Raw genomic sequence first — 10,342 nt, 5'->3', positions numbered from 1 at the left:
AACTCAAACACCTCGCGCACCACGATCCGCTCACGGATCTGCCCAACCGTCTGCTGTTCAGCGATCGTGCCGAGCAGGCGCTGGCGTCGGCGCAGGCGCACAAGCGCGGTTGCGCGTTGCTGATGCTCGACCTGGATCATTTCAAGATGATCAATGACAGCCTCGGCCATAACGTCGGCGATCGCTTGCTCAAAGCGGTGTCGGCGCGCTTGCAGGCGCTGTTCGGCCCCGGCATCACGCTGGCGCGACTGGGGGGTGACGAATTCGCCGTGCTGGTGGAAAGTTGTCCACAACCGGGGCAGGCGGCGGCGTTGGCCCAACGTATTCTCGACGCGCTCAAGGAGCCGTTTCGCCTTGAAAGCCACGAGTTGTTCATCAACGTCAGCATCGGCATCAGCCTGTTTCCCAGCGATGCGTTGAGCGCCGACCAATTGTTGCGCAACGCCGATGCCGCGTTGTTCAAGGCCAAGAGCAGTGGCCGCAACGGTTATGCCCTGTACACCGAAGAACTCACCGCCCACGCCCAGCAACGGGTCGAAATCGCGTTCGAGTTGCGCCGCGCCCTGGAGCAGCAGGAGTTGCGGGTTTACTACCAGCCGGTGCATGACCTGAAAACCGGTCGCCTGATCGGCGTCGAAGCGCTGGTGCGCTGGCAGCATCCGCAGCGTGGCCTGGTGTCGCCGGCGGAGTTCATTCCGATTGCCGAACGCACCGGTTTGATCGCCGAAATCGACGACTGGGTGATGCAGCAGGCGTGCCGGCAGATGTGCGCGTGGCAGCAGGCGGGCGTGGTGTTGTCGTTTGTCGCGGTGAACGTGTCGTCGCGGCTGTTTGCCCGTCGCGAGTTGTATCAACAGGTGGCGCAAGTGCTGCACGACACCGGGCTGAATCCGGCTTGTCTGGAGCTGGAAGTCACCGAAAGTGCGGTGATGGACGACCCGGAAGTCGCGCTGGAACAGATGCACCGTTTGCGTGAGCTGGGCATTCGCCTGGCCATTGATGACTTTGGCACTAGCTATTCGTCGCTGTTGCGGCTCAAACGTTTGCCGGTGCAGAAGTTGAAGATTGATCAGGGTTTCGTTGCCGGTCTGCCGTGGGACGAGGACGATGCGGCGATTGCCCGGGTGATCATCGCGCTGGCTCGCAGCATGGGGATGCAAGTGCATGCCGAGGGCATCGAGCAGGTCGAGCAGGCGGCGTTTCTGCTGGCGCAGGAGTGCGATCTGGGCCAGGGCTACTGGTTTGGGCGGCCGGTGCCGGCGGCGGAGCTTGATTGGGCGCGCGCGCCTGTTATCGGTTGAATCCGATCTTGTGGCGGGGGAGCTTGCTCCCGCCCGAGTACGAAGCGCTCGGTTTTTTGGGTCTGCTGCGCAGCCCGGCGCGAGCAAGCGCCCTCGCCACAGGGGTTGCGGTGTTCTTGAGTACCGGGAAAGCGCGCAAACCCTTGTCCCGTCAGATAATGTTTTTCAGTTATATAAACATTCTTAAATAGTCTTTTTAAGAATATCTGCGCCTCTCTTATATTGCTCCCACGCCGAACGCAGTGCCGCCCACTGCCAGGCATATCCCATTCAAAGGAGCAGCACCATGAGCGCATCCCTTCGCAGCGTTGACGGTCAGGACGAAACCACCATCTTGCGTGAAATCCAGAGCGCCCTGCGCGATCTGCGGTTCGGCGCGGTGGAGATCACTGTGCACAACGCCCAGGTCGTGCAGATCGAGCGCAAAGAGAAATTCCGTTTGCAGCAACCCGGTAAACAACCGGGCTGATTTGAAGAGCCAAGGATCGCAGCCTGCGGCAGCGCCTGCAGGGGATTGTGCGCAGACGCTGCCGAAGGCTGCGATCTTTTGAACCGGCACCACGCTTTCCGAAATACATAAGAAAAAGCCACCACCGAGAATTCCAGGAGCTTTCACCATGTCGTCGATTCGCCGTTACGCTTTGGCCGCCCTGGCCAGCGCTGTGTTTGCCGGTTCCGCCGTTGCCAAGGATTACGAACTGCTCAACGTGTCGTATGACCCGACGCGCGAGCTGTATCAGGACTACAACGCTGAATTCATCAAGTTCTGGCAGAAGGACCATGCCGGCGACACCGTGAAAATCCAGCAATCCCACGGCGGTTCGGGCAAGCAGGGCCGTGCGGTGATCGACGGTCTGCGCGCCGACGTTGTGACCCTGGCCCTGGCCGGCGACATCGACGAAATCGCCAAGCTCGGCAAGTCCTTGCCGGCCGACTGGCAGAAGCGTCTGCCGGACGCCAGCACCCCGTACACCTCGACCATCGTGTTCCTGGTGCGCAAGGGCAACCCGAAAGGCATCAAAGACTGGGGCGACCTGATCAAGAACGACGTCTCGGTGATCACCCCGAACCCGAAAACCTCCGGCGGTGCGCGCTGGAACTTCCTCGCCGCGTGGGCCTACGGCCTGAAAGCCAACGGCGGCAGTGAAGAAAAAGCCAAAGAGTACGTACAGACCCTGTTCAAGCACGTGCCCATACTCGATACCGGTGCTCGCGGTTCGACCATCACTTTTGTCAACAACGGTCAGGGTGACGTGTTGCTGGCCTGGGAAAACGAAGCGTTCCTGGCGCTGAAAGAAGACGGCGGCGCGGACAAGTTCGACATCGTCGTGCCGTCGCTGTCGATTCTCGCCGAACCGCCGGTGGCGGTGGTCGACAAGAACGCCGAGAAGAAAGGCAACGAGCAGATCGCCGAAGCCTATTTGAAACACCTGTACAGCCCGGCCGGTCAGGAGATCGCCGCGAAAAACTTCTACCGTCCGCGTGACAAGGACGTGGCGGCGAAGTACGCCCAGCAGTTCCCGAAACTGGAACTGGTGACCATCGACAAGGACTTCGGCGGCTGGAAAACCGCGCAACCGAAATTCTTCAATGACGGTGGCGTGTTCGACCAGATCTATCAGGCGCAGTAATCTGACCCACAATGAGCCTGATGCTCAGGCACGAAACCATGTGGGAGCGGGCTTTTGTGGCGAGGGGATTCATCCCCGTCGGGCTACGCAGTAGCCCCGAAATCGGCAAATGCGGGAAACCAGGCACACCGCATGCGATGGTTTTGGGGCAGCTACGCTGCCCATCGGGGATAAATCCCCTCGCCACAGAGCCCGCTCCCACATTGATGCGTTTTTAACCAAGGACTTTTATGTCGCGTCGTATCTCCCCCGTCATACCCGGCTTCGGGCTGACGCTGGGTTACACCTTGGTGTACCTCAGCCTGATTGTGCTCATCCCGCTGGCGGCGATGTTCGTCCACGCCGCCCAACTCACCTGGGATCAGTTCTGGACGATCATCTCCGCCCCGCGCGTGCTGGCCGCTCTGAAGCTGAGCTTCGGCACCGCCCTGTGTGCGGCGATCATCAACGGCATCATCGGTACGCTGCTGGCCTGGGTGCTGGTGCGCTACACCTTCCCGGGACGCAAGGTGATCGACGCGATGATCGACCTGCCGTTCGCCCTGCCGACGGCCGTGGCCGGTATCGCCCTGACCGCGTTGTACACCCCGACCGGACTGGTCGGGCAGTTCGCCGCTGACCTCGGTTTCAAGATCGCCTACACGCCGCTGGGCATCACCCTCGCGCTGACCTTCGTGACCTTGCCGTTCGTGGTGCGCACGGTGCAGCCGGTGCTCGCCGATATTCCCCGTGAAGTCGAAGAAGCTGCTGCCTGCCTCGGCGCGAAACCGCTGCAAGTGTTCCGTCATATCCTCCTGCCAGCGCTGTTGCCCGCCTGGCTGACCGGTTTTGCCCTGGCCTTCGCTCGTGGTGTCGGCGAGTACGGTTCGGTGATTTTCATTGCCGGTAACATGCCGATGAAAACCGAGATCCTGCCACTGCTGATCATGGTCAAGCTCGACCAATACGATTACACCGGCGCCACTTCCATCGGCGTGCTGATGCTGGTGGTTTCCTTCGTCCTGTTGCTGCTGATCAACTTGCTGCAGCGGCGTATCGAAACCCCATAAGGAGGCGCGAGTCATGTCCCAATCGTCTATTGCGGCCGCGTCCTCGGCCAACGCTGCGCGCCGTGGCAGTGCCACTTCGCGCAGAATCCTGATCGGTCTAGGCTGGCTGATCTTTTTCCTGTTTCTGGTGTTGCCGCTGTTCATCGTGGTGTCGCAGGGGCTGAAGAACGGCCTTGGTGCGTTCTTCACCGCGATCTTTGAACCGGACGCCTTGTCGGCGCTGAAACTCACGGTGATCGCCGTGCTGATTTCGGTGCCGCTGAACCTGGTGTTCGGCGTCAGCGCTGCGTGGTGCGTGAGCAAATACTCGTTCCGCGGCAAGAGCATGCTGGTAACGCTGATCGACCTGCCGTTCTCGGTATCGCCGGTGATCGCCGGTCTGGTCTATGTGCTGATGTTCGGCGCCCAGGGCCTGTTCGGGCCGTGGCTGCAGGATCACGACATCCAGATCGTGTTCGCCCTGCCGGGCATCGTGCTGGCGACGATCTTCGTCACCGTGCCGTTCGTGGCCCGTGAGCTGATCCCGCTGATGCAGGAACAAGGCACTCAGGAAGAGGAGGCTGCGCGGCTGCTCGGCGCCAACGGCTGGCAAATGTTCTGGCACGTCACCGTGCCCAACATCAAATGGGGCCTGATCTATGGCGTGGTCCTGTGTACCGCGCGGGCCATGGGTGAGTTCGGTGCGGTGTCGGTGGTCTCCGGGCACATTCGCGGGGTGACTAACACCTTGCCGCTGCACGTCGAGATCCTCTACAACGAATACAACCACGTGGCCGCGTTCGCCGTGGCGAGCCTGTTGCTGATCCTGGCGCTCTTCATCCTGCTGCTCAAGCAGTGGAGCGAAAACCGTATCAACCGCCTGCGCGCCAGCGCCGCGGAGGAATAATTCATGTCGATCGAAGTGCGTAACGTCAGCAAGAATTTCAATGCGTTCAAGGCGCTGGACAACATCAGCCTGGACATTCACAGCGGTGAACTGGTCGCGCTGCTCGGTCCGTCGGGCTGCGGCAAGACCACCCTGCTGCGGATCATCGCCGGCCTGGAAACCCCGGATCAGGGCAACATCGTTTTCCACGGTGAAGACGTCTCCGGCCACGACGTGCGTGATCGCAACGTCGGTTTCGTGTTCCAGCACTACGCTTTGTTCCGCCACATGACGGTGTTCGACAACGTCGCGTTCGGCCTGCGCATGAAACCGAAAAACCAGCGCCCGAGCGAAAGCCAGATCGCGACCAAGGTCCACGAACTGCTGAACATGGTGCAACTCGACTGGTTGGCGGATCGCTACCCGGAGCAACTGTCCGGTGGTCAGCGTCAACGTATCGCCCTGGCCCGCGCCTTGGCGGTGGAGCCGAAAGTGTTGTTGCTGGATGAACCGTTCGGCGCCCTCGACGCCAAGGTGCGCAAAGAGCTGCGCCGCTGGCTCGCGCGTTTGCACGAAGACATCAACCTCACTTCCGTTTTCGTGACCCACGATCAGGAAGAAGCGATGGAAGTCGCCGACCGTATCGTGGTGATGAACAAGGGCGTGATCGAGCAGATCGGCTCACCGGGTGACGTTTACGAAAACCCGGCCAGCGACTTCGTTTATCACTTCCTCGGCGATTCGAACCGCTTGCTGCTCAGCGACGACAACCACGTGCTGTTCCGCCCGCACGAAGTGTCGTTGTCCAAACATGAGCTGGAAGATCACCATGCCGCTGAAGTGCGCGATATCCGCCCGTTGGGCGCGACCACCCGGGTGACGTTGAAGGTGGAAGGGCAGACGGATCTGATCGAGGCCGAAGTGGTGAAAGACCATGACAGCCTGATCGGCCTGGCCAAGGGTGAAACCCTGTTCTTCAAACCGAAGGTCTGGCAGAAAGTCGCTAACCTCTAAGATCAAAAGCTTCGCGAGCAAGCTCGCTCCCACAGGGAACTCGGTCGGACATGAAGTTTGTGTTCAGCACCCGTCCACTGTGGGAGCGAGCTTGCTCGCGAAAGGGATCTACACAGCCGCACGATTCGGATTGACTCGCACCACCCCCGCCCGCGCTTCGATCTGCTCTTTCAGTTCATGGCGCATGCCGAGCATGAACGCCAGTTCGGCGACGACAAACAACGGCCCGACAATCAGCCCGCTGACGTCATCGACAAACGCCGGTTTGCGCCCTTCATAGTGATGGCCGACAAACTGGATCACCCAGCCGATCACAAACATCGCCAGCCCGCTGCTGAGCCAGACCATGGTGCTCTGCTGCGCCAGCGCGTGCCCGGCCCAGACCGACAGGCCCATCAACAGCGTCATCAGAGCGCCAAGCTTCAGTTCCAGGCGCAGGTAGAACCACGCCGAAGCCAGTGCCAGCAGCACCGCCGGCGATAGCCACAAGCCGCCCAGTGACCACTCTGGTCGCGACAACAGCACCGCCACCGCCACCACAATCAGCGGAATGCCGATAAAGTGGCTGGCGATGTTGCGTGGGTCACGGTGGTAGGCGGCGTATTGACTCAGATGATCGACGAGGCTTTTCATTGTTGTTCCTCCTGTAGGGTGAGCGCAGCATGCCCCGGGTTCGGCGTTCGCTCTGTCAGGCAGGCGACAATTGGGAGTGATCATGGATAAGCGTTCACAGTTGATGACCGGGCAATGGTTCAGTCATCTGCCGGCATCCTTTCAGGATAGTCTGCTGGCGGCAGCCCGGGAGCGGCGGCTGACGGCGGGGCAGCGCCTGTTCCAGCGCGGCGATGCGCCGTGCGGGTTGTACGCGGTGCTCGACGGCGCGATCCGCATCGGCGCGGTCAGCGAGCAGGGCAAGGAGGCGTTGCTGAGCCTGGTGGAAGCGCCGCACTGGTTCGGCGAAATCTGCCTGTTCGACGGTCAGCCGCGCACCCATGATGCTTACGCCGTCGGGCCGTGCACCCTGGTGAACATTCCACAGACCACTTTGCTGAAAATTCTCGACGAGCACCCGCTGTACTGGCGGCATCTGGCGCTGCTGATGAGCCAGAAATTGCGCCTGACTTTCATCAACCTCGAACAGCTCAGTTTGCTCCCGGCCCCGGCGCGTCTGGCCCATCGTCTGCTGATGATCGCCGAAGGCTACGGCGAACTCGACCCGCCCCGGCGGATGCTGCAACTGCCGCAGGAACAACTGGCGTCGATGCTGTCGCTGTCACGGCAGACCACCAACCAGATCCTCAAGGATTTGCAGGCTCAGGGGATTATCGGGCTGGGTTACGGCGAGATCGAGATCCTCGATGCCGCGCGATTGCGGGCACTGGCCACACTCTAAAATCTGGCACCGATCCATTGTAGGAGTGAGCCTGCTCGCGATAGCGGTGTGTCAGCCAACACATCATGAACTGATACGCCGTTATCGCGAGCAGGCTCACTTCTAAAGGGGCAACGTGCGTGGCTTACGAACCGCGATAGGTCGAGAAACCATACGGGCTGAGCAGCAACGGGATGTGGTAGTGCTGGTCAGTCTGCTTAACCTGGAAAATCACCGGAATCTCCGGGAAAAACGTCTCGCGTTTGGCCTTTTCGAAATACTCGCCAGTCTTGAACACCACCCGGTACTCGCCCGCCTCGAAAGGCTGTTTGGCCGGGAACAGTTCGGCGATGCGCCCCTGTTCGTTGGTGGTGCCCTGAGCCAGCGGCTGCCAGTTCTGGCCGACGTGCTTTTCCAGGGTCACGTTGATGCCGGGGGACGGCAGGCCGTTTTCCAGATTGAGCACGTGCACGCTCAGTGGATTGCCGGCGGCCAGCGCCAGGCTGGAAACGGCGCTCAGGCCGAGTGCGGCGAAGGTCATGCGCAGGGTGGTCATGGTCAGACTCCTTATTGGGAACGGGTGAGGGTCAGGCCGGCCTGTTCGGCGGCCTTGATGGCACAGCTTTCGTCTTGCTCGCCGCCACCGGAACCGGCCACGCCCATGGCGCCGACCAGTTCACTGCCGGCAAATAGCGGGATGCCGCCGCCGAGCAACAGCAACTCGTCGAGGGTGTTGAGGTTGGCGGTGTTCGGGTTGCTGCGGGCGCGCTCGGCGAACAGCCGGGTCGGGGTTTTCGTCGACAGCGCGGTGTACGCCTTACGCTGACTGGCGGCGGTGTTGTGCGAGCCGATGCCATCGCCGCGCAAGGTCACCAGCAGGTTGCCGCCACGGTCGAGCACCGACACCGTGCCCGTGCAGTTACTCATTGCCGTATCGGCCAGCAGGCGTGCGGTTTTCAGATCAAGGTCGGCGTGACGCGGCAGGTCAGGGCCAGCGAAGGCGCTGGCGCTCAGGCCGATGGCGAGGCTCGCGGCAAGGTATTTGAAGGTCATGAGCAGGCTCCGAAAGCGAAGGACCTCACCTTAGCCGCCGGTCTTCGTCAGAACCCCGTCAGTCGGATTACAAGTTTGTAATGGGCAATCGCGCCGAAGGCGCCTAGCCTGTGTGCTTGATCAATCGAGGTGTGCCATGCGTTTGCTGGTCGTAGAAGATGAAGCCAAAACCGCGAATTTCCTGGCCAAAGGCCTGGGTGAATCGGGTTTTGCTGTGGACGTGGCACTCAATGGCCTCGACGGGCGCTACTTCATCGAGCAGCAGGAGTACGACCTGATCATCCTCGATGTGATGCTGCCGGGCCTCAATGGCTGGCAACTGCTGCAACTGATCCGCCAGCGCGGCGCCACGCCGGTGTTGTTCCTCACCGCCAAGGATGCCATCGAAGACCGCGTGCGCGGCCTTGAACTGGGCGCCGACGATTACTTGCTCAAGCCCTTCGCGTTCGCCGAATTGCTCGCGCGGGTGCGCACGTTGCTGCGACGCGGGCCGATGCGCGAGGCCGAGTCCTACAGCATCGCCGACCTCGAAATTGATGTGCTGCGCCGCCGGGTCAGTCGCGGCGGCCAGCGTATTGCCCTGACCAACAAGGAATTTGCCCTGCTGCAACTGCTCGCCAGCCGTCAGGGCGAGGTGCTGTCACGCACACTGATCGCCTCGCAGGTGTGGAACCTGAATTTCGACAGCGACACCAACATGGTCGAAGTCGCGGTGCGTCGCTTGCGGGCCAAGGTCGATGACCCGTACATGCCGAAACTGATCCACACCGTGCGCGGCGTCGGCTATCAGCTGGAAGCGCCCGACGATGCGCGCTAGGTCGATCGCCTGGCGGCTGGCGCTCGCGTTCGCTGTGGTCTGCGCGTTGGTGCTCAGTGCGATTGGCGTGTTTCTCTACCGCTCGCTGGCGTCGGAGATCGCTTACCGCGATGACCTGGCCTTGCTCGGTCGACTTGAGCAGGTGCGCGCGTTGCTCGCGGACAGCGACAGCCTCGACGCCTTGCAGGCGCGGCCGCGGCTCTATCAAAACATGCTCGGTAACCTCGACAGCCTGTTGCTGGTGCGGCGCGCCGACGGATCGAGCGTGATCGGCATCAACCCTCGGCAGCGCGCATTGCCGCCGCTCAAGGCGATCCCCCGCGAGCAGACGCCGCAGCGCCGCGACGTGCTGACCTGGCAGGCACCGGACGGTGCCGAACTGGCGCTGTTGTCCGGTGAAGCCCGAGGGCCGAACGGCGAGCCGCTGACAGTGATCGCCGGCAAGGTGCTCAGTGAGCGCGAGCAGATGCTCGGCCGTTATCGCATGCGTCTGTATCTGGCAGTCGGGCTCGGCGCATTGCTGGCGTTCGCGTTGGGCCTGGTGTTGCTGCGCCGTGGCCTGCAACCGTTGCGCCAATTGAGCGAAGCGGTGCGCGGAATCGACCTGCGTAGCCTCGATCAACGGTTGTCGGCGAGCGGTACGCCGGCCGAGCTGCTCGAACCGGTGCAGGCGCTCAACGGTATGCTCGCGCGGCTGGACGACAGCGTGCAGCGGCTGTCGCAGTTTTCCGCCGACCTCGCGCACGAAATCCGCACGCCACTGCACACCTTGCTGGCGAGCAACGGGCAAGCGCTGAATCACCCGCGCAGCACGGCGGAGTATCAGGAGTTGCTGGCGTCGAACATGGAAGAATTCGAACGCCTCAAGCGCATGGCCGAAAATCTGATGTTCCTCGCTCGCGCCGAGCAGGCGGAGCGGGCGCTCGACTTGCAGACGCTGGATTTGCATAGCCTCGGCGGCGAGCTGTGCGATTACTTCGAAGCCCTGGCCGATGATCGTCAGTTGCGCCTGGAAAACCAGCTGCACGGCGAACTGTTGGCCGACCAGCAATTGCTGCAGCGCGCCCTCGGTAATCTGCTGGCCAACGCGGTGCGCCACGCCGATACAGGCACGCTGATCAGCCTGCGGCGCTGCGATGAGCCGGGCGTGTGCTGGTTGCAGGTGCATAACCACGGCCCGGCCATTGCGCCGCAGCATCTGGGCAAATTGTTCGATCGCTTTTATCGCGTCGATCCGTCA

General features: G+C 61.8%; 12 protein-coding genes. 9 read left to right on the top strand and 3 right to left on the bottom strand.

What is annotated here, in order from left to right:
- The 6 genes from DBR24_RS04420 to DBR24_RS04390 form a co-directional block, all read left to right on the top strand.
- Window positions 1-1,301 (top strand): bifunctional diguanylate cyclase/phosphodiesterase (locus DBR24_RS04420; protein WP_128614030.1); only part of this gene is annotated, 1,301 nt, incomplete at its 5' end.
- A 286-nt stretch (window positions 1,302-1,587) separates the two neighbouring features.
- The gene (oscA, locus tag DBR24_RS04410) at window positions 1,588-1,770 is read left to right on the top strand and encodes a sulfur starvation response protein OscA (RefSeq protein WP_034151822.1); all 183 of its coding nucleotides are present in this window, start codon (window positions 1,588-1,590) and stop codon (window positions 1,768-1,770) included.
- 148 nt (window positions 1,771-1,918) lie between these two features.
- Complete coding sequence (locus tag DBR24_RS04405; protein ID WP_128614028.1) at window positions 1,919-2,932, top strand: sulfate ABC transporter substrate-binding protein; 1,014 nt, start codon at window positions 1,919-1,921, stop codon at window positions 2,930-2,932.
- Between the two features lie 230 nt (window positions 2,933-3,162).
- Window positions 3,163-3,981 (top strand): sulfate ABC transporter permease subunit CysT, encoded by an 819-nt coding sequence (cysT, locus tag DBR24_RS04400; protein ID WP_007952818.1) that lies wholly within the window; start codon window positions 3,163-3,165, stop codon window positions 3,979-3,981.
- A gap of 13 nt (window positions 3,982-3,994) precedes the next feature.
- Window positions 3,995-4,867, top strand: a complete 873-nt coding sequence (gene cysW, locus DBR24_RS04395) for a sulfate ABC transporter permease subunit CysW (RefSeq protein WP_007952817.1) — start codon at window positions 3,995-3,997, stop codon at window positions 4,865-4,867.
- A 3-nt stretch (window positions 4,868-4,870) separates the two neighbouring features.
- Window positions 4,871-5,860, top strand: coding sequence for a sulfate/molybdate ABC transporter ATP-binding protein (locus DBR24_RS04390; protein ID WP_123470446.1), 990 nt, complete (start codon window positions 4,871-4,873; stop codon window positions 5,858-5,860).
- 108 nt (window positions 5,861-5,968) lie between these two features.
- On the opposite strand, the gene DBR24_RS04385 is transcribed toward DBR24_RS04390, so the two are convergent.
- On the bottom strand, window positions 5,969-6,493 hold the full coding sequence (locus DBR24_RS04385; RefSeq protein ID WP_123470448.1) for a DUF962 domain-containing protein: 525 nt from the start codon (window positions 6,491-6,493) through the stop codon (window positions 5,969-5,971).
- Between the two features lie 82 nt (window positions 6,494-6,575).
- On the opposite strand from DBR24_RS04385, the gene DBR24_RS04380 reads away from it, so the two are divergent.
- Window positions 6,576-7,253 carry a Crp/Fnr family transcriptional regulator gene (locus tag DBR24_RS04380; RefSeq protein WP_128614027.1) on the top strand — a complete coding sequence of 226 codons (678 nt, stop codon included), beginning with the start codon at window positions 6,576-6,578 and terminating at the stop codon, window positions 7,251-7,253.
- Between the two features lie 124 nt (window positions 7,254-7,377).
- On the opposite strand, the gene uraH is transcribed toward DBR24_RS04380, so the two are convergent.
- Window positions 7,378-7,788, bottom strand: a complete 411-nt coding sequence (uraH, locus tag DBR24_RS04370; RefSeq protein ID WP_123470452.1) for a hydroxyisourate hydrolase — start codon at window positions 7,786-7,788, stop codon at window positions 7,378-7,380.
- Window positions 7,789-7,799: 11 nt separating this feature from the next.
- On the bottom strand, window positions 7,800-8,285 hold the full coding sequence (locus DBR24_RS04365) for a heme-binding protein (protein WP_128614026.1): 486 nt from the start codon (window positions 8,283-8,285) through the stop codon (window positions 7,800-7,802).
- A 136-nt stretch (window positions 8,286-8,421) separates the two neighbouring features.
- Between DBR24_RS04365 and DBR24_RS04360 the strand changes: the two genes are divergently transcribed.
- Window positions 8,422-9,102, top strand: coding sequence for a heavy metal response regulator transcription factor (locus DBR24_RS04360; RefSeq protein WP_123470456.1), 681 nt, complete (start codon window positions 8,422-8,424; stop codon window positions 9,100-9,102).
- On the top strand, window positions 9,092-10,342 hold a 1,251-nt coding region (locus tag DBR24_RS04355; protein ID WP_128614024.1), incomplete at its 3' end, for a heavy metal sensor histidine kinase. The genes DBR24_RS04360 and DBR24_RS04355, both read left to right, overlap by 11 nt.

The organism is Pseudomonas sp. HMWF006, assembly GCF_003061205.1.
GTDB lineage: Bacteria > Pseudomonadota > Gammaproteobacteria > Pseudomonadales > Pseudomonadaceae > Aquipseudomonas > Aquipseudomonas monsensis.
The sequence above is the reverse complement of the archived record's forward strand: the minus strand, read 5'-3'. Positions and strand labels throughout refer to the sequence as shown.

Excerpts from the sequence above, each read along its gene's own strand:
- cysT (WP_007952818.1), top strand. The coding sequence starts at position 3,163 with ATGTCGCGTCGTATCTCCCCCGTCATACCCGGCTTCGGGCTGACGCTG.
- DBR24_RS04360 (WP_123470456.1), top strand. The coding sequence starts at position 8,422 with ATGCGTTTGCTGGTCGTAGAAGATGAAGCCAAAACCGCGAATTTCCTG.
- DBR24_RS04365 (WP_128614026.1), bottom strand. The coding sequence starts at position 8,285 with ATGACCTTCAAATACCTTGCCGCGAGCCTCGCCATCGGCCTGAGCGCC.
- DBR24_RS04390 (WP_123470446.1), top strand. The coding sequence starts at position 4,871 with ATGTCGATCGAAGTGCGTAACGTCAGCAAGAATTTCAATGCGTTCAAG.
- DBR24_RS04405 (WP_128614028.1), top strand. The coding sequence starts at position 1,919 with ATGTCGTCGATTCGCCGTTACGCTTTGGCCGCCCTGGCCAGCGCTGTG.
- cysW (WP_007952817.1), top strand. The coding sequence starts at position 3,995 with ATGTCCCAATCGTCTATTGCGGCCGCGTCCTCGGCCAACGCTGCGCGC.
- uraH (WP_123470452.1), bottom strand. The coding sequence starts at position 7,788 with ATGACCACCCTGCGCATGACCTTCGCCGCACTCGGCCTGAGCGCCGTT.
- DBR24_RS04385 (WP_123470448.1), bottom strand. The coding sequence starts at position 6,493 with ATGAAAAGCCTCGTCGATCATCTGAGTCAATACGCCGCCTACCACCGT.
- oscA (WP_034151822.1), top strand. The coding sequence starts at position 1,588 with ATGAGCGCATCCCTTCGCAGCGTTGACGGTCAGGACGAAACCACCATC.
- DBR24_RS04380 (WP_128614027.1), top strand. The coding sequence starts at position 6,576 with ATGGATAAGCGTTCACAGTTGATGACCGGGCAATGGTTCAGTCATCTG.